A 23656-nucleotide genomic window follows, 5' to 3' on the forward strand; every position below is an offset into this window, starting at 1 on the left:
ATGACAACCTTTCCAACAAACCCCATGCGCGACTTCAGCACCGACCACCGCTGGCTTTCGATCAACACGGCCACCATCCGCAGGAGCCGCGGCCAGGACCTGCCGCTGCCGCGCATCCTGGACCTGTGCGCCGAGCGCGGCATCCGCGCCGTCTCGCCCTGGCGTGACCAGGTCGCGGCGGCGGGCCTCGCCACGATATCGCGCATGGTGAAGTCCCACGGCCTGTCACTCTCGGGCTACTGCCGCGGCGGCATGTTCCCGGCCGCCGACGCGGCGGGCCGGCAGGCGGCCGACGACGACAACCGGCGGGCGGTGGACGAGGCGCGCGAACTGGGCGCGGCCTGCCTGGTGCTGGTGGTGGGCGGCCTGCCCGGCGCGCTGGCCGGCCACGCCGCGCACAAGGACATCGGGCTGGCGCGCTCGCAGGTGCGCGATGGCATCGGGCGGCTGCTGGAGTACGCGCGCTCGGTGGGCATGCCGCTGGCCATCGAGCCGCTGCATCCGATGTATGCGGCCGACCGCGCCTGCGTCAACACGCTGGAGCAGGCGCTGGACGTGTGCGACGAACTCGACCCGCTCGTCGACACCGGCGCGAACCGGCAGGTGCCGCGCGCGGCCCTGGGCGTCGCGGTGGACGTCTACCACGTGTGGTGGGACCCCAAGCTGCAGCAGCAGATCGAGCGGGCCGGTCGGGACCGCCTGCTGGCCTTCCACGTCTGCGACTGGCTCACGCCCACGCGCGACCTGCTCAACGACCGCGGGATGATGGGCGACGGCGTGATCGACATCCCGCGCATCCGCGGCTGGGTGGAGGCGCAGGGATTCGCCGGCTACAGCGAGGTGGAGATCTTCTCCACCCAGGACTGGTGGCAGCGCGACGCGGCCGAGGTGCTGGACACCTGCATCGCGCGGCACCGCAGCGTCGTCTGACGCCCGGGCGCCGCCGCGCGCGCTACTGCGCCGACACCCAGGTGGCGTTTGGGATCGCGTCCGGGCAGGGATTGACCGACGTGCTGGCGATCATCCTGAGCGCCGTCGCGGCCTGTTGCACCTGGGCGCCGCCTTGGCCCTGCGCCCGCGCCATCGCGGACAGGCTGCAGAACGACCAGGCCTGCGCGTTGGCCGGGTCGCTCTGCGACCGCTGCATGTACGACTCGGCGACCTGCTCGAGGCGCGTGCGCTCGCCGGCCGCCACGCTCGCGCCACCGCCGCCGCTGCGGGCGAGCGCCAGGCGGGTGCCGGTGCCGGGCTGCTGGCCGGGCTTGCAGGCTTCCAGCGTGCTGGCGTCCAGGACGCGCATGCAGTACTGGATGCCGTTGGTGGGATTGGTGAACTCGTAGTAGCCCGGCCTGACCTGGCGGTACGGCGACGTCTTGTTGTTGGCCGGCTCCTTGACGACCAGGGTGCCGCCCTGGAACTCGACGTCGACCACGTAGCCGGTGCCGGTCGTGTAGCGGCCGCTCGTCTGCGCGAAGGCGGCGGCGGACAGCAGGACGAGGCACGCGGCTCCCGACGATCTGGTGCGGAACATGGAAACTCCTCCGGGGTGGCAGGTCTTGGATCGGCCGCGGGCCGTGCGCAGCCGCAAGCATCCGCGACCCGCGCGGCCCGCTCCATGCCCCAAACGGGGTAGCGGGGTTCAGGCCGCCGCGGCGGCGGCGCGCGGCGCGAGAGGCGCCTCCCGGATCGGCAGGTGCACCAGCGCCGCCGCCACGGCGAGCAGCGCATCGGCGATCCAGATCGCGTCGTAGCTGCCGGTGCTCTGGAACACCGTGCCGCCCAGCCACGCGCCGAGGAAGCCGCCGACCTGGTGCGTGAGCATCACCAGGCCGAACAGCATCGCCATGTTGCCGGCGCCGAAGAACTTGGCCACCAGGCCGGCGGTCGGCGGCACGGTGGACAGGAAGGTCACGCCCATCACGGCGGCGAACACCAGCACCACCGGCCCGGTCTTGGGCGCCAGCAGGAACAGCACGATGGCCGCCGCGCGCACCGTGTACAGCAGCGCCAGCAGCGACTTCATGCGCCAGCGGCCGACGGCCCAGCCGATGGCCACGCTGCCGACGATGTTGAACAGCCCCAGCACCGCCACCGCCCAGCCGGCCCACTGCGTGGCCAGCCCGCAGGCCGCCACCACGCCCGGCAGGTGCGTGGCGAGGAAGGCCACGTGGAAGCCGCAGACGAAGAAGCCGGCGGCCAGCAGCAGGAAGCCGCGGTGCCGCAAGGCCGCACGCGCCGCGTCGCGGGTGGACAGGGGCCGGTGGTCGGCGGCCACCGTCTGCTGCGCGTTGCCGCGCAGCACCCAGGCGGCCGGCAGGCAAAGCAGGACGAGCACGGCCAGGATCTGCATCGCCGCGACCCAGCCGACGCCCACGATCAGCGTGGCCGCCAGCGGCGCCAGCAGGAACTGGCCGGTGGAGCCGCCGGCATTGACGATGCCGGTGGCCAGCCCGCGGCGATCGGGCGGGATCAGGCGCGTGGCCGCCGACATCAGCACGGCCGGCCCGGCCATGCCGGCGCCGCCGGCCGCCAGCATGCCCACCACCACGATCAGCCCCAGCGTGCTGGTCATGAAGGGCGTGAGGAAGGTCCCCAGCGCGACCAGCGCCGCCCCGGCCACCAGCACCCGGCCGGCGCCCACCTTGTCGGCCACCGCGCCGGCGAACGGCTGGGTGATGCCCCACCACAGCTGGCCGAAGGCGAACGCCAGGCTGATGCTCGCGAGCCCCAGGCCCGTGGACGTGTTGAGCGGCGACAGGAACAGGCCCATGGTCTGGCGCACGCCCATGGTGAGCGCGAAGGTGCCGGCGGCAGCCAGCAGCACGAGCCAGAGCGCGGGGCGCGCCATGCGCGAAGCGTCAGTCATCGCCATCCTCCTCGTGGCCGGCGGGCGCCAGCCTTTCGGTGCAGTCGTCGATCAGGGCATGCAGCGCCTGCACGCGCGCCACCCCCAGCAGGTCGTTCAGGCTGTCCTGCGCCACGCGCCAGCGGCGCTGCGCCTCGGCGCGCTTGTCGCGGCCGGCGTCGGTGGCCGCCACCTGCAGGCTGCGCGCATCGGCGCCCCGCTCCATCGCCAGCCAGCCGGCGGCGACCAGCGGCTTGAGGTTGCGGCTGAGCGTGGAGGGCTGCAGGCCCATCGCGCGCGCCAGGTCCACCGGCCGCAACGGGCCGAGCTTGCACACGTGCGACAGCAGGCTGTACTGCGTGGTCTTGAGCCCCGTGCGGCGCATCTCGGCGTCGTAGTGCTGCGCCACGCGCCGGGCGAACTGGCGCAGCTTGAAGTGGGTGCAGCCCCGGGGCTTGACGGCGGTGTCCATGGCGTTTAGTGTACCTGCAACTGTTGCAGCTGCAAGTCATGGAAAAAACCGCGATGACCACCCCGACCGATGAACTCGAGCGCTGGCTCGAGCAGGAACGCGCCCAGGCCGCCCGGTTCGATGCCGGCGCCGGCGTCGCCCGGCCCGAGCAGGTGGCCGGCCTGTCCGGCCTGCAGCTGATGCAGGCCATGCTGGCCGGCTCGCTGCCGGTCCCGCCCATCGCCAGGACGCTCGACTTCCTGTTGCTGGAGGCGGGCGAAGGCCGCGCGCTCTTCCAGGGCACGCCGGGTCCGTCGCACCTGAACCCGATGGGCGGCATCCATGGCGGCTGGTACGCCACCCTGCTCGATTCGGCGATGGGCTGCGCCGTGCACACCGCGATGCCGGCCGGCCGCGCCTACACGACGGCCGAGCTGAGCGTGAACATCGTGCGCGCGATCGGCCCGAAGGCGCCGCGCGTGCGCGCCGAGGGCAAGGTGCTGCACGCGGGGCGCCAGCTCGCGACCGCCGAGGGGCGCCTGTACGGCCCGGACGGCACGCTGTACGCCCACGCCACCACGACCTGCCTGGTGTTCGAGCTGCGCTGAAGGCGCTTCAGGCCGCGGCGCGCGGCAGGTCGACGATGAAGGTCGTGCCCTGTTCGCGGCTGGACTCGCAGCGCACCTCGCCACCATGGGCACGCGCGATCTGGCGCACGATGTACAGGCCCAGCCCGATGTTGCGCCCTGCCCGTCCCGCGCCCGACTCGCCCTGCTGCAGCGGCTCGAACAGCGCGGCCAGCAGCTGCGCAGGAATCGGGTCCCCGTCGTTGTGCACCTCGATCCGCACCCGGGTGTCGCCGCCGGTGGCCGAGACACGGATCGGCGAATTCGCCGCGCCGTAGGTCAGCGCGTTGTTCAAGAGGTTGGACAGCAGCTGCGCGATCCGGTCGGCGTCCCAGGTGCCCGAGCCGTCGCCGCGCGCGTCGACCAGCACGTCGCGGGCCGGATGCGCGAGGCGCGTCTCGTCGACCACCTGCTGCACGATCTCCAGCACGTCGCCCGGCGTGCGCACCACGGGGATGCCGCCGCCCAGCCGAGCGCGGGTGAAGTCCAGCAGGTCGCGGATGAGCCGCACGCTCATGTCGCTGCTGGCCTGGATGCGCTGCACGCAGCGGGCGAACTCCTCGCGCAGCGGGGCGCGTTCCAGCAGCGACGCATTGAGCTTGATGACGTTCAGCGGGTTGCGCAGGTCGTGCGACACGATGCCCACCAGCATCTCGGCGAACTGCACCTGCTGGCCGAGCTGGTGCGAGCGCTCCTCGGCCCGGTCACGCGCGCGCGTCTGGGTGCGGCTCAGCTGGAACAGCAGCAGGCTGATGAGGGTGCCCGCCAGCAGCACCAGCGCCGGCCCCAGCGCGTCCCATCCGCCCGCCTGGCTGCCGGCCGCATACAGCAGCGTCCACACCTGGCCGCCCAGCTCCAGCCGGCGCATGGCCACCGGCGGCGCCGGGCCGGCCGGGTCGCCGTGCAGCAGCCGCGGCGTCTCGCCGGCCGCGGCGGCATGGATCGCGTGCAGGCGCACCACGTCGTCCTGGAAGACACCGGCGAAGAAGTCGGTCGCGCGGAAAGGCGCGTACACGAACCCGCGCAGCAGCGCGCGGCGCGCCTGCACCGACTCGGGCACGGCGCCACCCTCGTACAGCGGCACATAGATGAGGAAGCCCGGGGACTTGTGGTCGTCGATCTCCTGCTTCAGCACCACGCTGCCGGTGAACGCGTAGCGGCCGCTGTCGCGGGCGCGATCCATGGCCGCGGCGCGCAGCGGCTCGGTGTGCATGTCGAAGCCGAGCGCGGCGCGGTTGCGCGCGTCCAGCGGCTCCAGGTACAGGATGCTGAAGGCGGTGCCGCCCGGCTGTACCCGCGGGCTCCAGCCCAGGCCCTGGATGCCGGGGAAGTCGCTGCGGATGCGCAAGCCGGCCACGAAGGCGGCAAAGCCCGGCTGGCTGAGGGTCGGGCCTTCGGCATGGACGAACGACCGCGTGGCGCGCAGCAGCGCCACCGCCGAACTGACGCGGCGCTCCACGCGCGAGACCTCGGCGTCCACCGCGCCCTGGATTGCCGCCTCGCGGCGCGCCTCGGCGACACGCAGCGCCAGCAGGGTCGACAGCGCAGTCAGCAGCAGCGCGCTGGCCAGCACCAGCGTCGCGCGCCGCATCACGGCAGCGGCCCAGCGCCTGCGCCAGGACGCCACGTGCCTCAGTGCGCCGCGGCGACCGCGGGCTCGTCCTGCTCGCGCGGCGCCTCGCGCGGGACCTCGAACACGCGGAACGGCGGCCGGTCCGGGCTGGTGCGCAGCAGCAGCGGCCGCGCCACGTTGAACACGGGCACGCCGCTGATCGTGCGGCCCTCGGGCGTGCCGCGGTGGGCGTGGCCGTGGAACACGGCGTCCACCGGGTAGCGCAGCAGCGGCTCCTCCAGCCGGCTGCTGCCCAGGAAGGGGTAGATCTCGGCCGGCTCGCCCTGCACCGTCGAGGCCACCGGCGAGTAGTGCAGCAGCGCGATGCGCCTCGGCGTGCGCAGCTTGGCCAGCGCCGACTCCAGCTTCATCGCCTCGTGCAGCGCCTCCTGCACGAACTGCTTGATGGCCGGCTCGCCCCAGGCGCCGAGCGAGGCGCGCCCGAAGCCGCCGGCGAAGCCCTTGACGCCCGCGATCCCCACGCCCTCGATCTCGCACGCCTCGCCGTCGAGGACGCGCACGCCGGCGCGGGTGAGCGCCTCGCAGACGATGGTCGGCGTGCCCGACTCGTAGTCGTGGTTGCCCAGCACGGCGACCACGGGCACCGAGGCGGCGCCGAGTTCCTCGGCGAGCACGTGCGCCTCCTCGGCGGTGCCGTAGTCGGTGAGGTCGCCGCACAGCAGCAGCGCGTCGGCGGCCTCGGAGGCCTGGGCGAAGAAGGCGCGGAGGCGGCCGACCGACTCCTTGGTGACGTGCAGGTCGCCGACGGCGGCGAAGCGCACGGAGGTGGAGGATTTGCCCATGGGTCAGGCGCTCCTTGCCGCGCGCGGCGGGAAGCGGTGGTTGGTCGGATTCATGACGGTGCTGCCGAGATCGTTTCCTGCATGCTGCCGCGCGCGGCGGCCGCGCGGCATCGTCCAGCCGCCGTCACCCGTGTAGGCGCAAGCCGACCGCGCCTGAGGTTTCTTGCCCGCTACCGCCGTGCACCGCCGTGGCTAGCCTCGTGGCTCCGCAACCCACCAGGCCCGACCGCATGTGCACCGTCCCGCTCGCACCGTCCCTCGAGGAAGAGGTGCTCCCCGACACGGCCGCCTTCTACCGGCGCGCCCTGCAGACGCTGGTCGACGCCGGCGTCCCGTTCCTCGTGGGCGGCGCGTTCGCCCATGCGTGCTTCACGGGCATCCGCCGCTCGACCAAGGACCTGGACCTGTTCGTGCGGCGCGAGCACCTCGAGCAGGTGCAGCGGCTGATGCAGGCCGAGGGCTGGCGCACGGAGATGCCGTATCCGCACTGGCTGGCCAAGGTCTACGCGGGCGAGGACTTCATCGACCTCATCTTCAACTCGGGCAACGGGGTCACGCCGGTGGACGACCGCTGGTTCCACGACAACCCGCAGGCCGAGGTGCTGGGGGTGCCGGTGCGCATCGCCAACATGGAAGACGGCTTCCTGTCCAAGGCGTTCATCATGGAGCGCGAGCGCTACGACGGCGCCGACATCGCCCACCTTCTGCAGGTCAATGCCGAGCGGCTCGACTGGGCCGGCCTGCTGGATCGCTTCGGCGCCAACTGGCGCGTGCTGCTCGCCCACCTGACGCTGTTCGGCTTCATCTACCCCGGCGAGCGGCACCGGATCCCGGCCTGGGTGATGGACCGCCTGATGCAGAAGCTGGCCACCGAAGTGGCGCAGCCGCCCGCGAGCGACCCGCACGTGTGCGCCGGCACGCTGCTGTCGCGCGAGCAGTACCTGCACGACGTGCACCGGCTCGGCTATGTCGACGGCCGCCTCACCCCGGCCAGCACGATGACCCCCGAGGACGTGGCCACGTGGACCGAGGCGATTCCGGGGCGCCAGGCCGAAGCCGCCGACGAGCCGTCGCTCGACGCCTTCCCCGGCGCCGCGGCGCTGGCGGCGGCGCCGCTGCCCCCGCCGGCCTGAGCACCGCGCCGCCCGCCGGCGGCGGCCACGTGACCATCGCGGAGCGCGGCCCGCCGACGCGCGGCGAACACCCACTGGCCGGGGCGGGCGCCGCGCCCTGCCCCGTGCGCAGCCGGCGGCGGCTGCCGATAATGGCCGGATGCGATTCCTCCACACCATGCTGCGCGTCGGCGACCTGCAGCGCTCCATCGATTTCTACACCCGCGTGCTCGGCATGAAGCTGCTGCGCACGACCGAACGGCCGGAGCAGAAGTACTCGCTCGCCTTCGTCGGCTACGGCACCAACCCCGACCACGCGGAGCTCGAGCTCACCTACAACCACGGCGTGTCGAGCTACGAGCTGGGCACCGCGTACGGGCACATCGCGCTGGGCGTGCCCGACGTCGCGGCGGCGTGCGAGAAGATCCGCGCCGCCGGCGGCACGATCACCCGCCCGGCCGGCCCGGTGCAGGGCGGCAGCACCATCATCGCGTTCGTGCAGGACCCGGACGGCTACAAGATCGAGCTGATCCAGCGCGAATCGGCTTAGCGCGACGGCGCCACTTTCCCGCCAGCAAGCCCGACAAGTCGCTGCGGGTGCAGCGCGCCGCTGCGGCGGCTAGATTTGCACGCGGGTACCGAGCTCGATGACGCAGTTGTTCGGCAGCCGCAGGAAGTCGGCGATGTTGCCCGCATTGCGCGACATGAACGCGAATAGCCGCTCGCGCCAAAGCATCATGCCCGGCGCGCGCGTCGGGATGATGGTTTCCCGGCTCAGGAAGTACGTCGTCTCGAACAGGTCGATCGGCAGCTCGGGCGAACGGCACATTGCGAGCGCCTCCGGGATGTCCGGCGTGTCCTTGAATCCGTAGTTCACCTGCACGCGCCAGAAGCCCGGCGCCAGCGGTTCCACGCGGACACGGTCGGTGGCCGGCACCCACGGCACGTCCTGAAACAGCACTGTGAGGATCAGGCTGCGCTCGTGCAGGACCTGGTTGTGCTTCAGGTTGTGCAGCAGCGCCTGCGGCACGGTGTTCTGGCTTGCCACCGCGTAGACGGCAGTGCGCTTTGCGCGGGGCATTTCGTCGAGAGCGAGGGCCTGCAGGAACGGCACCAGTTCGGGATCACCCTGGCTGATGCTGCCCACCAGGAGCTCGCGGCCGCGCCGCCAACTGGCCATGACCGTGAAGAGCGCGAGGCCCAGCACGAGCGGAAACCACCCACCCTGCAGGAACTTGAGCAAACAGGCCCCGACCAGGACGGCGTCCACGACCAGGAACAGCGCCGTCGCGCCCGCCGCGACCGGCAGTGGGTACTTCCAGGCATGGTGAACAACGAAGAAGGTGAGAATGGTGGTAGCCAGCATCGTCACCGTGACGGCGATGCCGTACGCCGAGGCCAGCGCGGAGGAACTGCCGAATCCCAGGACGGCGAGGATCACGGCCGTGAGCAGCAGCCAGTTCACCAGCGGCAGGTAGATCTGGCCCATCTCTTTCTCCGAGGTGTGCATCATGTGCATGCGCGGCAGCAGGCCGAGCTGGATGGCCTGCTGCGTGAGTGAATAGGCGCCGGTGATCACGGCCTGTGAGGCGATGATCGTGGCTACCGTGGCCAGCACCACGGCGGGGATCAGCAGCGCCGACGGAAAGAGGCGGAAGAACGGGTTCTCCAGGGCAGCGGGGTCGCGCATCAACAGCGCCGCCTGCCCCATGTAGTTCAGCGCCAGGGCGGGCAGCACGAGGCCCGCCCAGGCGATCTGGATCGGCCGCTTGCCGAAGTGGCCGAGGTCCGCGTACAGCGCCTCCGAGCCGGTGAACGCCAGCACGATGGCGCCCAGGATGACGAAGAAGTGCCAGCCCTGATGAACGACGAAGGCGAGCGCGTGCAGCGGGTTCAGCGCGACCAGGATGCGCGGCTCCTGCACGATGTGCAGCACCCCGGTGACCGCGAGCACCAGGAACCACAGGCCGATCACCGGCCCGAACAGCTTGCCGACCACGCCGGTGCCAAAGCGCTGGAACGAGAACAGCGCGATCAGCACGCCCAGCGAGATCGGGAGCACGTACGGTTTCAACGCCGGCGTGGCGACCTCCAGGCCTTCGACGGCGCTCAGCACCGAAATCGCCGGCGTGATGATGCTGTCCCCGTAGAACAGGGCCGCCCCGAACACGCCGATCAGCAGCAGCGCGTGCCGGCGCCGCGCCGTCGATCCCGCGGCCTTCGCGGCCAGCGCAGTCAGCGCCATGATGCCGCCCTCACCGCGGTTGTCCGCACGCAGGATGAGCACCACGTATTTCAGCGTGACGACGAAGATCAGGCCCCAGAGCACGACGGAGACAGAACCTATGAGGTTCGCTGCGTTCAGCGGCAGCTGGTGCTCAGGATTGAAGATTTCCTTGATCGTGTACAGCGGGCTCGTGCCGATGTCGCCGTAGACGACCCCGAGGGCTCCCAGGGTGAGGGCGGCGCGGCTTTCCCGTTGGATGTTCGCGGTCATGCGCAGGACGCAAAGCTATGGAGCCGCGAGTATGTCCCGGCACACGTTAGGAAAGCATATGGACGGCCTCAGGGCGCGGAGAGCCGGTAGCCGACGCCCGTCTCGGTGAGCAGGTAGCGCGGCTCGTCCGGCTTCACCTCGATCTTGGCGCGCAGCTGGCCCATGTAGAGGCGGAGATAGTGCGTGTGGTCGGCGAATTCCGGCCCCCACACGTCGGCGAGCAGCTGGCGGTGCGTGACGACCTTGCCGGCGCTGCGCACCAACCGCGCCAGCAGCTTGAACTCGGTGGGCGTCAGGTGCACGGGCTGACCTCTCGCCTGCACCTCATGCGCAGCCAGGTCCACGCGCAAGCCGTCGGATTCGTACGCTGTCAATGCGGGCGCCAGTGTCGTTCCGCGATGGCGCATTGCCACGCGGATGCGGGCGAGGAGTTCTCCCACGCTGAACGGCTTCGCCAGGTAGTCGTCGGCTCCGGCATCGAGCAGCTTCACTTTTTCCTTTTCCTGGTGGCGCGCCGAGACCACGAGCACGGGAATGCCTCCAAGCTGGCGCGCGTCGCGCACCAGCTCGCTGCCGTCGCCGTCCGGCAATCCCAGGTCCAGCAGTACCACGTCCGGCGGAGCATGCCGCAGCAGGGCGCGAGCCTCGCTGAGCGAAACCGCCGTCCGCACCTCGAAACCCTCCACGGCGAGCGTCGACTGCAGCAGGGAGCGGATCGACTGATCGTCTTCGACCACCAGCACTCGCAGCGTCATCCAGGCTCCGTTGCGGGTTGTGTGGCTTCGACCGGAAGCTCGAGTACGAAGGTGCTGCCTCCGCCCGAGCGGGAGTGCAGCGACAGTTCGCCGCCGTGCGCCCGTGCGATCGCGCGGCAGACAGCAAGGCCCAGGCCGGCGCCGCGTTGGCCCGACCGGTCGCCGCGATGGTACGGTTCGAAGATGGCGAGTTCCTCTCCCGCCGGGATGCCATTGCCGCGGTCATGGACGGACAACTCGATGCGATGATCTGTTTGCGCGACCTCCAGCTCGATCAGGTCTGCGCTGTATTTCAGCGCGTTGTCCAGAAGGTTCTCCAGCAGCTGCGCCAGGAGAACCGGATCCGCCTTGATCAGGGGGAGTCCGGCGGGCACCCGCGACTGGATACGGTGTGCCACGTCGCGGTCCCGGACGCGAGCCAGCACCGAACCTACGATCTCCTCCACCGACTCCCAATCCATCCGAAGCTCGCCCGCATGATCGAGCCGCACAAGCTGCAGCGTGTTTTCCGTCAGCGTCGCGAGATGCCGGGCCTCGCTCAGGATCGTTGCCAGGAGTCGTTCCTGCTGCGGCGGCTGGAGCCGGTCGCCCTGCGTCTGGAGCGATGAAGCGGCGCCCATGATGGCAGCCAGCGGTGTGCGGAAGTCATGCGAGATCGCCGCAAGAAAAGTGCTTTGGGCTCGATGCCATTGGGACTGTTCCTGCGCGTCGCGCATGCCGGCCGACAGCTTCAGACGCCAGAGTGCCTGCGCTGCCTGCGCACAGATGGCTTGCGCGTGCTCGCGGCCACCCTCGTCGTAGGCAGAAACGTTCTGCACGCAGGCGGCGCCGGCTGTGTGGCTGTCCGCGCGCAGCGGAATGTACCAAGCCTTCAGCCCCGGCCAGCGACCGGTGCCTGGGCCGAGGGTCGCAGCTTCGCGCATGCAAGCCAGCATGCCATCGCGAAACTCGTGCACCTGCTCCGGTTGCAGGTGGAGCTCCCCATGTGGATCGAGCAGTGCGACGAAGCAAGGTCCGGGAAAGGCTCGGCTGAGGTGTCGCTGCGCGAGAAGATGGACCTCTGCGGGGATCGTCGCAGCTGACAGCTCGGTGGCCATTTCCTGGAGCTGGCGCGCACGTCGTTCGTTCAGCCGCGCCGCCTCCGTCTCGCGCCGCAACGCGGCGGCCAGGCGGCTGATCACCAGCGCCACCGCAAGCATTGCGAACAACGCGAACAGGTTTTCCTGCGCCTCCACCTGGAAGGTGTAGCGCGGCGGAATGAAGAAGAAATTAAGCAGCGCCACGGCTGCGACAGCGCAGATCAGCGACGGTGCCCACCCGAGCGTGTACGACGCGATCACCACTGCCAGGACGTAGACCATCGCCTGGCTAGTGACGCTGACGTACCGGTCCAGCAGCAGGTTGCCCAGCGTCGCGCCCGCCAGCAGCCCGCACACGATCCATGCATCGCGTGCCTTGCGCGTGCCCGTCGGACCGGCTGTGGCGGCTGGCGCATTCATCGTGCCCAGCCTAGCACCCCGTCCATCAGGATTCCGTTAGGACGGTTTTCTGCAAGATCGAGCTGATCCAGCGCGAGGGCTTAGCGCGACAGCGCCGGCCAGCGCGCCCCTGGCGGCCGCACCGGGGGGGCACGCGGCCACGTGCGCCGGGCCGCCGCCGGAGGGCGTCCACGAGGTGCGCCTGGCTCGTTGCGGTCTAATGGGTCTCGGGGCACGTCGCCTCGCAAAGACGGACCCACGATGCGACTGGCGCCATTCCTGCGGACTCACGCCGAGCAGATCCTGCTCGCATGGGACGAGTTCGCTTCCACCATCGCCCACGGCGGCCAGGCCATGGACCAGCAGGCCCTGCGGGACCATGCGGCCCAGATCCTGTCGACCATCGCCGACGACCTGGACGCGCCGCAGTCCGCGGCGCAGCAGATTGCCAAGTCGCGCGGCGAAGGCGACCGCGACACGGCGATGGGCGACACGGCCGCCGAGACCCACGCGGACACGCGGATGGTCGCCGGCTTCGGCATCGATGCGATGCTGACCGAGTACCGGGCGCTGCGCGCGAGCGTGCTGCGCATGTGGGCGAACTCCCCAGACCGGCAAGCCGATGCCGAAGACCTGCAGCAGCTCACCCGCTTCAACGAGGCCATCGACCAGGCGATCGCCGAATCCGTGGCGCGCTACACCGAGCAGGTCGACCGCTCCACCAACCTGTTCATGGGGATGCTGGGGCACGACATCCGCAACCCGCTGGGGACCATCCGGCTCGCCACGGAGCTCCTGACGCGGTCCGGGCAACTGCCCGCGGCGACGGCGCAGCCGATCGTGAACGCGGCCAGGCGCATCGAGAGCATCGTCGAACTCATCATCGACTTCTCGCGCGCACAGTCCCACGGCCCGATGCCGATCAGCGTGCGGCCGGGGGAGCTGTCCAGCATCTTCGCGAACGTCGTCGACGAGACGCGCGTGCGGCACCCCTCGACGCCGATCGCGCTGCACGGGCGGGAGCTCGACACCCATGGCCAGTGGGACGAGGGCCGCCTGGGGCAGCTGCTGTCGAACCTGCTCGAGAACGCGGTTCTCTACGGTGCGTCCGGCAGGCCGGTGACGGTCGTCCTCACGGCCGAGGCCGACCACGTCGGATTCAGCGTGCACAACTTCGGCAAACCGATTCCCCTCCAGGACCGCGAGCGCATCTTCGAGCCCCGCAGGCGCGGGCCGGGCACGGACGAAGGCCGAGCCCACCATGGCATGGGCCTGGGTCTCTACATCTGCCGCGAGATCGTCCGTTCGCACAACGGCACCCTGGCGGTGCGCTCGAGCGAGGCCGAGGGAACCACCTTCCTCGGCCGCCTGCCGCGGCGGCAACCGGTGACGGTGGCCACGTGGCAGCCGCCGCCACCTGCGCCACCGGGCTGATCCGTCCAGGGCCGATCCGATCGGCGGCCCGGCGCTGCAGCACGCGCGCCGGCTGGCCTGATCACTGGCCCTGCGTCGCCTCGCCGCCGGCGGTGGCGCGCTCGGCGCTCACCTTGCTGATGAGGGCATTCAGCGCGTCCGGATCGACCGGCTTGACCAGGTGGTGGTCGAAGCCGGCGGCCCGGGAAGCGTTCATGTCCTCCGGCTGGCCCCAGCCCGTGACGGCGACCATGGCGCGCGCCGCGCCGCCCGGCCGGGCACGGATCTCGCGGCACGCCTCGTAGCCATTGAGCTTGGGCATGCCGATGTCCAGCAGCACCAGCTGCGGGTCGAACTCGTCGGCGACGGCGATGGCCGCCTCGCCGTCGCCCACGTGCCGCACCGAGTGGCCCATGACCTCCAGCAGCACCGACAGCGTGGTCGCCGCATCCTCGTTGTCGTCGGCGACCAGGATGCGCAGCGCCGCGGCCGCCGGTTCGGCCGGGGCCGGCGCGGGCGCCGGCTGGCGGCGCACCTCGGTGATCGGCAGGCGCACTTCGAACGTGCTGCCCTGCCCGGGGCCGGGGCTGCTGGCCCGCACGCTGCCGCCGTGCAGCTGCACCAGGCGCTGCGTCAGCGCCAGGCCGATGCCCAGCCCGCCGCGCGAGCGCGAGAGCGCCGACTCGACCTGCGAGAACATCTCGAACACGCTCTCCAGCCGGTCGGGCGGGATGCCGATGCCCTCGTCGCGGATGCTGACCACGGCGTCCCCACCCTCGCGGCGCACCTGCAGGTCGATGCGGCCGCCGGCGTCCATGTACTTGGCCGCGTTGTTCAGCAGGTTCATGAAGGCCTGCGCCAGCCGCGTGCGGTCGGCGTCGACGATCAGCGTGTCCGACGCGGGCGCGAACGCCAGGTGGTGGCCGAACTCCTCGATCGTCGGTCGGCTGGTCTCGATGGCGTCGGCCACGATGGCGGACAGGTCGATGGTCTCGCGCCGCAGCTCGATCTTGCCCTGGTCGATGCGCGCCACGTCCATCAGGTCGTCGATCAGCCGGCTCATGGCCGTGACCTGGCGGTCGATCACCGACGAGGCCCACTGCACGTCGGCGTTGCTGCCGCCCTTGAGCTTGAGCGCATGGACCGCATTGCGCACCGGCGCGAGCGGATTGCGCAACTCGTGCGCCAGCGTGGCGAGGAACTCGTCCTTGCGCCGCGCGGCCTCGCGCAGCAGCGCCTCGCTGGCCTGCAGCTCCATCGTGCGCTCGGTCACCCGCCGATCCAGCGTGGCATTGAGCTCGCTCAGGCGCTCCTCGGCGCGGCGCCGCTCGGCCACCTCGGCCTGCAGCTGCCGGTTGGCCACCTCCAGCGCGCGGCCGCGCCGGTGCAACTCGGCGAAGACGGCGACCTTGGAGCGCAGCACCGCCGGATTCACCGGCTTGTGCATGTAGTCCACGCCGCCGCTGCCGTAGCCCTCCAGCACGTGCTGGTCCTCGTTGTAGTAGGCGGTGAGGAAGATGATCGGGATGCGCGAGGTCTTGCGCCGCTCCTTGACCATCTGCGCCAGCTCGAAGCCGGTCATGCCCGGCATGCGCACGTCGAGCACCAGCACCGCGAACTCGTCGGCCATGAGCGCCAGCAGCGCGTCCTCGCCCGAGGTGGCGCGCACGAGCCGGTAGCCGGGGTCGTCCAGCACCGACTCGAGCACGGTCAGGTTCTTCGGCTCGTCGTCGACGATGAGGATGTTGACCGGATCCATGGCGTCGGCGGCCGCGGGCAGGTTGGGGGATGTGTTGGAGGTCATGTCAGCGGAACAGCCACACGCGCATCAGCGACAGAAGCTGGTCCGTGTTCACCGGTTTGGAAATGTAGTCGCTGGCGCCCGCGTCGAGGCACTTCTCGCGGTCGCCCCGCATCGCCTTGGCCGTCAGCGCCAGGATCGGCAGCATGCGGAACCGCGGGTCCTTGCGGATCTCGCGCATGGTCTCGTAGCCGTCCATCTCCGGCATCATGATGTCCATCAGCACCATCTCCAGGCCGGGGGTGGAGTTGATGATGTCGATGGCATGGCGGCCGTTGGTGGCGCTGAGCACCTCCACCTCGTGGTTCTCCAGCACCGAGGTCAGCGCGAAGATGTTGCGCGCGTCGTCGTCGACCACCAGCACCTTGCGCCCCCGCAGCACCTCCGACGAGTTGTGCAGTCGGTCCAGCATGGCCTGCTTTTCCGGCGGCAGCTGGGTCACCACGCGGTGCAGGAACAGCGCGGTCTCGTCCAGCAGCCGCTCGGGCGACTGCACGTCCTTGAGCACGATGCTCTTGGCCATCGTGTTCAGCCGCGCCTGCTCGTCCTGGCTCAGGTCCTTGCCCGTGAACACCACCACCGGCACGGCCGCCAGCGCGGGGTCGCCCTGCACCTGCTCGAGCAGCTCGAAGCCCGTCATGTCCGGCAGCCGCAGGTCCAGCACCACGCAGTCGAACGCCTGCGTGCGCATCGCCTCCAGCGCCGCCTGGCCGCTGCCGGCCGAGACGATGTCGATGTCCTCGTAGCCGAGCAGCTCGACCACCGCTTCGCGCTCGATCTCGTTGTCCTCCACCACCAGCAGGCGCTTGGTGCGCGGCACGGTGAATTCCTTCAGCCGGTCCAGCGCGGCCTCCAGGTTGGTGGTGGTGGGCTCCTTCACCAGGTACGAGAAGGCGCCGTGCGCGAGCCCGTGCTGGCGCTCCTCCTCCATCGTCACGATCTGCACCGGGATGTGCCGCAGCTCGGGATCGAGCTTGAGCTGGTTGAGCAGCGTCCAGCCCAGCATGTCGGGCAGGAAGATGTCCAGCGAGATCGCCGTCGGGCGGTACTGGCGCGCCAGCGACAGGCCCACCGTGCCCTTGGTCGCCACCAGGCCCCGGAAGCCGCGGTCGCGCGCCAGGCCGAGCAGGACGCGCGCGTAGTGCGGATCGTCCTCGATCACCAGCAGCACGGGGTCGCCCTGCGCGATGCTGTTGCGGTCGTCGGGGATGTGCTCCTCGCGCGCGACCGGCAGCGCCAGCACCGGCACCGCGGTCTCGGCCGGCATCTTGGCGTTGCGCATGGCGGTTGCCGAATCGGGGCCCGAGTAGTGCAGCGGCAGGTACAGCGTGAAGGTGCTGCCCCGGCCGTGCGTGCTCTGCAGCTTGATCTCGCCGCCCAGCAGCACCGCCAGCTCGCGGCTGATCGCCAGCCCCAGGCCGGTGCCGCCGTACTTGCGCGAGGTGCCCGCGTCGGCCTGCTGGAAGGCCTCGAAGATCAGGCGCTGCTTGTCCGGCGCGACGCCGATGCCGGTGTCCTCCACCGCGAACGCCACCACGTTGGCCGACTGGCTGAGCACCGGGTGCTCGGGCGACCAGCCGCCGGTGGCCAGGCCCACGCGCACCTCCACGTGGCCGTGGGAGGTGAACTTCACCGCGTTGGACAGCAGGTTCTTCAGGATCTGCTGCAGGCGCTTGGGGTCGCTGTCCAGCGCGCGCGGCAGGTCGTCCGCGAACCGCACGTGGAAAGGCAGGCTCTTGGCCTCGGCCACGTGGCGGAAGTTGCGGTCGATGCTCTCGCGCAGCCAGTTGAAGGAGATTTCCTCGACATCCACGGTCACCGTGCCGGACTCGATCTTCGACAGGTCCAGGATGTCGTTGATCAGGTTCAGCAGGTCGCTGCCCGAGGAGTTGATGTTGCGCGAGAACTCGATCTGCTTGGCCGTCAGGTTGCCCGCCGCGTTCTCGGCCAGCTGCTGCGACAGGATCAGGATCGAGTTGAGCGGCGTGCGCAGCTCGTGCGACATGTTGGCCAGGAACTCGGACTTGTACTTGGAGGTGAGCGCCAGCTCGGACGCCTTCTCCTCCAGCGCGCGCCGGGCCTGCTCCACCTCGGAGTTCTTGCGCTCGACCTCCTCGTTCTGCTGCGCCAGCAGGCGGGCCTTGGTGCCCAGCTCCTCGTTGGTCTGCTGCAGCTCGATCTGGCGCGACTGCAGTTCCACCGTCAGCTGCTGCGACTGCGTGAGCAGACCCTCGGTGCGCATGGTCGCCTCGATGGTGTTGAACACCGCGCCGATGCCCAGCGCCAGCTGGTCGAGGAAGTTCAGGTTGACCGGGCTGAACGGCTGCAGCGAGGCCAGCTCGATCACCGCCTTGGTCTGGTTCTCGAACAGCACCGGCAGCACCACCACGCTGACCTGGTGCGCCTCGCCCAGGCTGGAGCTGATGCTCACGAAGTCCGACGGCGCGTCGGTCAGCAGGATGCGGCGGTTCTCCAGCGCGCACTGGCCCACCAGCCCCTCGCCCAGCGCGATCTGGCGCGAGAGCCGGACCCTGCCGGACTGCGCGTAGCTGGACAGCAGCATCAGCTCGCTGGCGCCTTCGTCGTTGTTGCTGTTGTGGTAGATGCTGCCCTGGTGCGCGTTGACCAGCGGCGCCAGCTCGGACAGCAGCATCTTGCCCACCGTGGACAGCTCGCGCTGGCCCTGCAGCATGCCGGTGAAGCGCGCCAGGTTGGTCTTGAGCCAGTCCTGCTCGCGGTTGCGCTCGGTGGTCTCGCGCAGGTTCGAGATCATCGTGTTGATGTTGTCCTTCAGCTCGGACACCTCGCCGCGCGCATCCACCTGGATCGACCGCGTCAGGTCGCCCTTGGTCACCGCGGTGGCCACCTCGGCGATCGCGCGCACCTGGGTCGTCAGGTTGGCTGCCAGCAGGTTCACGTTGCCGGTCAGGTCCTTCCAGGTGCCGGCCGCGCCGGGCACGTTGGCCTGGCCGCCCAGGCGGCCTTCCACGCCCACCTCGCGCGCCACGTTGGTCACCTGGTCGGCGAACGTGGCCAGCGTGTCGGTCATGCCGTTGATGGTGTCGGCCAGCGCCGCCACCTCGCCCTTGGCCTGCACCGTCAGGCGCTGCGACAGGTTGCCGTTGGCCACCGCCGTCACCACCTTCACGATGCCGCGCACCTGCTCGGTGAGGTTGGACGCCATGAAGTTCACGTTGTCGGTCAGGTCCTTCCAGGTGCCGCCCACGCCGGCCACCTGGGCCTGGCCGCCCAGCTTGCCCTCGGTGCCCACCTCGCGCGCCACGCGCGTCACCTCGCCGGCGAAGCCGTTGAGCTGATCGACCATCGTGTTGATGGTGTTCTTCAGCTCCAGGATCTCGCCCTTCACCTCCACCGTGATCTTGCGGTTCAGGTCGCCTCGCGCCACGGCCGTGGTCACCTCGGCGATGTTGCGCACCTGCGAGGTGAGGTTGGCGCCCATGGTGTTGACCGAGTCGGTCAGGTCCTTCCAGGTGCCGGCGACGCCCGGCACCACGGCCTGCACGCCCAGGCGCCCCTCGGTGCCCACCTCGCGCGCCACGCGCGTCACTTCCGACGCGAACGAACGCAGCTGCTCCACCATGGTGTTGATGGTTTCCTTCAGCTGAAGGATCTCGCCGCGCACGTCCACCGTGATCTTCTTGGACAGGTCGCCGTTGGCCACCGCGATGGTGACCTCGGCGATGTTGCGCACCTGGCCCGTGAGGTTCGAGGCCATCGAGTTGACGTTGTCGGTCAGGTCCTTCCAGGTGCCCGCGACGCCCGGCACCATGGCCTGGCCGCCCAGCTTGCCCTCGGTGCCCACCTCGCGCGCCACGCGCGTCACTTCGGCGGCGAACGCCGACAGCTGGTCGACCATCGTGTTGATGGTTTCCTTCAGCTGCAGGATCTCGCCCTTGACGTCCACCGTGATCTTGCGACCCAGGTCGCCGCGGGCGATGGCGGTGGCCACGTCCGCGATGTTGCGCACCTGGCCGGTGAGGTTGTTGGCCATGGAGTTGACGTTGTCCGTCAGGTCCTTCCACGTGCCGGCCACGCCCGGCACCACGGCCTGGCCGCCCAGCTTGCCTTCCGTGCCCACCTCGCGCGCCACGCGCGACACCTCGGCGGCGAACGAGCGCAGCTGGTCCACCATGGTGTTGATGGTTTCCTTGAGCTCCAGGATCTCGCCGCGCACGTCCACGGTGATCTTCTTGGACAGGTCGCCGTTGGCCACCGCGACCGTCACGTCGGCGATGTTGCGCACCTGGTTGGTCAGGTTGGACGCCATCGAGTTGACGTTGTCGGTCAGGTCCTTCCAGGTGCCTGCCACGCCGGGCACCTGCGCCTGGCCGCCCAGGCGGCCCTCGGTGCCCACCTCGCGCGCCACCCGTGTCACTTCCGAGGCGAAGCCGTTCAGCTGGTCCACCATCGTGTTGATGGTTTCCTTCAGCGCCAGGATCTCGCCCTTGACCTCCACGGTGATCTTGCGCGAGAGGTCGCCGCGGGCGATGGCGGTGGCCACGTCCGCGATGTTGCGCACCTGGCCCGTGAGGTTGGACGCCATGAAGTTGACGTTGTCCGTCAGGTCCTTCCAGGTGCCGGCCACGCCGGGCACCTGCGCCTGGCCGCCCAGCTTGCCTTCCGTGCCCACCTCGCGCGCCACGCGGGTCACTTCCGAGGCGAAGCCGTTGAGCTGATCGACCATCACGTTGATGGTGTTCTTCAGCTCCAGGATCTCGCCCTTGACTTCCACCGTGATCTTGCGCGAGAGGTCGCCGCGCGCCACGGCCGTCGTCACCTCGGCGATGTTGCGCACCTGGCCGGTCAGGTTGTTGGCCATCGAGTTGACGTTGTCGGTCAGGTCCTTCCAGGTGCCGGCGACGCCGCGCACCTGCGCCTGGCCGCCCAGCTTGCCCTCGGAGCCCACCTCGCGCGCCACCCGCGTCACTTCGGACGCGAAGCCGTTCAACTGGTCGACCATGGTGTTGAGCGTGTTCTTCAACTCCAGGATCTCGCCCTTGACGTCCACCGTGATCTTCTTGGACAGGTCGCCGTTGGCCACCGCGGTGGCCACTTCCGCGATGTTGCGCACCTGGCCCGTGAGGTTGGACGCCATCGAGTTGACGTTGTCGGTCAGGTCCTTCCAGGTGCCGGCCACGCCGGGCACCTGCGCCTGGCCACCCAGCTTGCCCTCGGAGCCCACCTCGCGGGCCACGCGCGACACCTCGCCGGCGAAGCCGTTGAGCTGGTCGACCATGGTGTTGATCGTGTTCTTCAGCTCCAGGATCTCGCCGCGCACGTCCACCGTGATCTTCTTGGACAGGTCGCCGCGCGCCACGGCGGTGGTCACCTCCGCGATGTTGCGCACCTGGCCGGTGAGGTTCGACGCCATGAAGTTGACCGAGTCGGTCAGGTCCTTCCAGGTGCCGGCCACGCCGGGCACCTGCGCCTGGCCGCCCAGCTTGCCTTCCGTGCCCACCTCGCGCGCCACTCGCGTCACCTCGGAGGCGAAGCCGTTCAGCTGGTCGACCATCGTGTTGATGGTGTTCTTTAGCTCCAGCACCTCGCCGCGCACGTCCACCGTGATCTTCTTGGACAGGTCGCCGTTGGCCACCGCGGTGGTCACCTCGGCGATGTTGCGCACCTGCCCGGTGAGGTTGGACGCCATGAAGTTCACGTTGTCCGTCAGGTCCTTCCAGGTGCCGGCCACGCCTTCCACCGCCGCCTGGCCGCCCAGCTTGCCTTCGGTGCCCACCTCGCGCGCCACGCGCGACACCTCGCCGGCGAACGCGTTCAGCTGGTCGACCATCGTGTTGATCGTCTGCTTCAGCTGGAGGATCTCGCCCTTCACTTCCACCGTGATCTTGCGCGAGAGGTCGCCGCGGGCGATGGCCGTGGCCACGTCCGCGATGTTGCGCACCTGGCCCGTGAGGTTGGAGGCCATCGAGTTGACCGAGTCGGTCAGGTCCTTCCAGGTGCCGGCGATGCCGGGCACGAAGGCCTGGCCGCCCAGCTTGCCCTCGGTGCCCACCTCGCGCGCCACGCGCGTCACCTCGGAGGAGAAGCCGTTCAACTGGTCGACCATCGTGTTGATGGTCTCCTTCAGCTCCAGGATCTCGCCCTTGACGTCCACCGTGATCTTGCGCGACAGGTCGCCGCGCGCCACGGCAGTGGTCACCGTCGCGATGTTGCGCACCTGCGAGGTGAGGTTGTTGGCCATGGAGTTGACCGAGTCGGTCAGGTCCTTCCAGGTGCCGGCCACGCCCGGCACCACGGCCTGGCCGCCCAGGCGGCCGTCGGTGCCCACCTCGCGCGCCACCCGCGTCACTTCCGAGGCGAACGAGCGCAGCTGGTCCACCATGGTGTTGGTGGCCTCCTTGAGCTGCAGGATCTCGCCGCGCACGTCCACCGTGATTTTCTTGGACAGGTCGCCGTTGGCCACCGCGATGGTCACCTCGGCGATGTTGCGCACCTGCGCCGTGAGGTTGCCGGCCATCTGGTTGACCGAATCGGTGAGGTCCTTCCACACGCCCGACACGCCCTTGACCTGCGCCTGGCCGCCGAGCTTGCCCTCGGTGCCCACCTCGCGCGCCACCCGCGTCACCTCGCTGGTGAACACGGACAGCTGCTCGATCATGGTGTTGACCAGCTTGGCCGAGCGCAGGAATTCGCCCTTGAGCGGGCGCCCGTCCACCTGCAGGTCCATCGACTGGCCCAGGTCGCCCTTGGCCACCGCGCCGATGGTGCGGGCGATGTCCGTGGTGGGCCGCACCAGGTCGTCGATCAGCGTGTTGAGCGAGTTGACCTGGTCGGCCCAGCTGCCGACGGCGCCCGGCATGGCGATGCGTTGCGAGAGGCGGCCTTCCTTGCCGACCGTGTTGGACAGCCGCGCCGCTTCGCTGGTGATGCGCTCGGCGTTGCCGACGCAGTGGTTGAACGCCTCGGCGATGCGCCCGTCGGTGCCGCTCCAGGTGACCGGCAGCCGGACACCGAATTCGCCGCCGGCGAAGGCCATCAGCGCGGCCAGGATCTGGCGCGACTGCGCCTCGGCGGCCTCGGCGGCCTCACGGGTCTGGATGGGGGTGACGGTGGCGCGGGATCGGGGGCTGGTCCCCGACTTGCCCTTCTTTTGCGGCTGCACGGCCTGGTCCATGGATGCTCCGAGTCGTCGTTGGGGCGCGGATGGGACTGGGGGACCGTCCGCGCCTTGGATCCTGCTTGAGGGCGTCCGGTCCTGCGAACCGCGGGGCCGGCCGCAACCTGGGGCTGCCGGCTCGTCCGCGGAGGGTGGGAGGTGCGACCTGCTCGCTGCCACCCCTTCTCCGTGGGGCGGTCAACGCGACGGGAGTGTCCGCCCAAACCGCCCGGCTCAGCGTAGGACGGATCCGACAGATGAAAAACATCTGGCGGGGCTGGGCAGTTTTCGTGCTAATGGCGCGCATCGGCTGCCCCGCCTCGTCATTCCGGCTCGCCGCCCGGATGGGCTCAGAGCACGAACGGGCGGCCGGTCACGGGCGTCGTCGCCACGGCCATGTCCTGCTTGGCCATGATCCCCGCCTCCCAGGCCAGCCGGCCGGCCTCGATGCCCAGCCGGAACGCGCGCGCCATCGCCACCGGATCATGCGCCAATGCCACGGCCGAGTTCACCAGCACGGCGTCGTAGCCCAGCTCCATCGCCTGCACCGCGTCGCGCGGCGAGCCGATGCCGGCGTCCACCACCAGCGGCACGTCCGGCAACCGCTGGCGCAGCGTGCGCAGCGCGGTCGGGTTCAGCAGGCCCTGGCCCGAACCGATGGGCGCGCCCCAGGGCATCAGGATGCGGCAGCCGGCGTCCAGCAGCCGCTGGCAGGTGACCAGGTCGTCGGTGCAGTAGGGGAACACCTCGAAGCCGTCGGCCGCCAGCTCGCGCGCGGCCACGACCAGCTCGAAGGGGTCGGGCTGCAGCGTGTACTCGTCGCCCACGACCTCCAGCTTGATCCAGTGCGTGCCGAACATCTCGCGCGCCATCCTGGCCAGCGTCACGGCCTCGCGCGCGGTGGTGCAGCCGGCGGTGTTGGGCAGCAGGTGGGCGCCGGTCTCGCGCAGGTAGCGGTAGAACTCGCCGGACTCGCCGCCGCCCGAGAGCTGGCGGCGCAGGCCGACGGTGATCACCTGCGTGCCGGAGGCGCGCACGGCCTCGCGCAGCACGTCCGGCGAGGGATAGCTGGCGGTGCCGAGGAAGAAGCGGCTGTCGAGCTCGACGCCGCCGATGCGAAAGGACATG

The 23656-nt window shown here is 70.2% G+C and carries 16 protein-coding genes; 5 read left to right on the forward strand and 11 right to left on the reverse strand.

Annotated features, from left to right (window positions below; genetic code table 11):
* Nucleotides 1-24 precede the first annotated feature (24 nt).
* Nucleotides 25-930: a sugar phosphate isomerase/epimerase family protein gene (locus AC3ANR_RS14980; protein WP_488288902.1), complete on the forward strand. Its 906-nt coding sequence runs from the start codon at nt 25-27 to the stop codon at nt 928-930.
* A 22-nt stretch (nt 931-952) separates the two neighbouring features.
* Here AC3ANR_RS14980 and AC3ANR_RS14985 read toward each other — a convergent pair whose 3' ends face one another.
* The 3 genes from AC3ANR_RS14985 to AC3ANR_RS14995 all read right to left on the reverse strand — a co-directional run bounded on the left by AC3ANR_RS14985 (nt 953) and on the right by AC3ANR_RS14995 (nt 3317).
* A complete protein-coding gene (locus AC3ANR_RS14985; protein WP_488288903.1) occupies nt 953-1531 on the reverse strand; it encodes a hypothetical protein in 579 nt (192 codons plus the stop codon).
* 108 nt (nt 1532-1639) lie between these two features.
* On the reverse strand, nt 1640-2866 hold the full coding sequence (locus AC3ANR_RS14990) for an MFS transporter (RefSeq protein WP_488288904.1): 1227 nt from the start codon (nt 2864-2866) through the stop codon (nt 1640-1642).
* Nucleotides 2859-3317 carry a MarR family winged helix-turn-helix transcriptional regulator gene (locus tag AC3ANR_RS14995; RefSeq protein ID WP_488288905.1) on the reverse strand — a complete coding sequence of 153 codons (459 nt, stop codon included), beginning with the start codon at nt 3315-3317 and terminating at the stop codon, nt 2859-2861. Before AC3ANR_RS14995 ends, AC3ANR_RS14990 begins: the two co-directional genes overlap by 8 nt.
* A 53-nt stretch (nt 3318-3370) precedes the next feature.
* Here AC3ANR_RS14995 and AC3ANR_RS15000 point away from each other — a divergent pair, with 53 nt between their 5' ends.
* Nucleotides 3371-3904 (forward strand): PaaI family thioesterase, encoded by a 534-nt coding sequence (locus AC3ANR_RS15000; RefSeq protein ID WP_488288906.1) that lies wholly within the window; start codon nt 3371-3373, stop codon nt 3902-3904.
* A 7-nt stretch (nt 3905-3911) separates the two neighbouring features.
* Here the strand turns inward: AC3ANR_RS15000 and AC3ANR_RS15005 are convergent, their stop codons facing one another.
* On the reverse strand, nt 3912-5549 hold the full coding sequence (locus AC3ANR_RS15005; protein WP_488288907.1) for a CHASE domain-containing protein: 1638 nt from the start codon (nt 5547-5549) through the stop codon (nt 3912-3914).
* Nucleotides 5550-5554: 5 nt separating this feature from the next.
* Nucleotides 5555-6337 carry a metallophosphoesterase family protein gene (locus tag AC3ANR_RS15010; protein WP_488288908.1) on the reverse strand — a complete coding sequence of 261 codons (783 nt, stop codon included), beginning with the start codon at nt 6335-6337 and terminating at the stop codon, nt 5555-5557.
* 230 nt (nt 6338-6567) lie between these two features.
* Here AC3ANR_RS15010 and AC3ANR_RS15015 point away from each other — a divergent pair, with 230 nt between their 5' ends.
* Both AC3ANR_RS15015 and gloA read left to right on the forward strand, forming a co-directional pair.
* Entirely contained in the window at nt 6568-7470 is a 903-nt protein-coding gene (locus AC3ANR_RS15015; protein ID WP_488288909.1) for a nucleotidyltransferase, read from the forward strand.
* A gap of 139 nt (nt 7471-7609) precedes the next feature.
* Nucleotides 7610-7999 carry a lactoylglutathione lyase gene (gene gloA, locus AC3ANR_RS15020; protein ID WP_488288910.1) on the forward strand — a complete coding sequence of 130 codons (390 nt, stop codon included), beginning with the start codon at nt 7610-7612 and terminating at the stop codon, nt 7997-7999.
* A gap of 69 nt (nt 8000-8068) precedes the next feature.
* Here the strand turns inward: gloA and AC3ANR_RS15025 are convergent, their stop codons facing one another.
* From AC3ANR_RS15025 to AC3ANR_RS15035, 3 genes are all read right to left on the reverse strand, one after another.
* Entirely contained in the window at nt 8069-9946 is a 1878-nt protein-coding gene (locus AC3ANR_RS15025; protein WP_488288911.1) for a potassium transporter Kup, read from the reverse strand.
* A 68-nt stretch (nt 9947-10014) separates the two neighbouring features.
* Nucleotides 10015-10701, reverse strand: a complete 687-nt coding sequence (locus AC3ANR_RS15030) for a response regulator (RefSeq protein ID WP_488288912.1) — start codon at nt 10699-10701, stop codon at nt 10015-10017.
* Nucleotides 10698-12200 carry a DUF4118 domain-containing protein gene (locus AC3ANR_RS15035; RefSeq protein WP_488288913.1) on the reverse strand — a complete coding sequence of 501 codons (1503 nt, stop codon included), beginning with the start codon at nt 12198-12200 and terminating at the stop codon, nt 10698-10700. The genes AC3ANR_RS15030 and AC3ANR_RS15035 overlap by 4 nt, the downstream gene beginning before the upstream one ends.
* A 240-nt stretch (nt 12201-12440) precedes the next feature.
* Between AC3ANR_RS15035 and AC3ANR_RS15040 the strand changes: the two genes are divergently transcribed.
* A complete protein-coding gene (locus AC3ANR_RS15040; RefSeq protein ID WP_488288914.1) occupies nt 12441-13613 on the forward strand; it encodes a sensor histidine kinase in 1173 nt (390 codons plus the stop codon).
* Between the two features lie 61 nt (nt 13614-13674).
* On the opposite strand, the gene AC3ANR_RS15045 is transcribed toward AC3ANR_RS15040, so the two are convergent.
* From AC3ANR_RS15045 to AC3ANR_RS15055, 3 genes are all read right to left on the reverse strand, one after another.
* The gene (locus AC3ANR_RS15045; RefSeq protein ID WP_488288915.1) at nt 13675-15396 is read right to left on the reverse strand and encodes a response regulator; all 1722 of its coding nucleotides are present in this window, start codon (nt 15394-15396) and stop codon (nt 13675-13677) included.
* A gap of 1 nt (nt 15397) precedes the next feature.
* Nucleotides 15398-22546, reverse strand: coding sequence for a HAMP domain-containing protein (locus tag AC3ANR_RS15050; protein WP_488288916.1), 7149 nt, complete (start codon nt 22544-22546; stop codon nt 15398-15400).
* 332 nt (nt 22547-22878) lie between these two features.
* Complete coding sequence (locus AC3ANR_RS15055) at nt 22879-23655, reverse strand: thiazole synthase (RefSeq protein ID WP_488288917.1); 777 nt, start codon at nt 23653-23655, stop codon at nt 22879-22881.
* Nucleotide 23656: the final 1 nt, after the last annotated feature.

Source organism: Ramlibacter sp. JJN2-2R, from assembly GCF_057747835.1.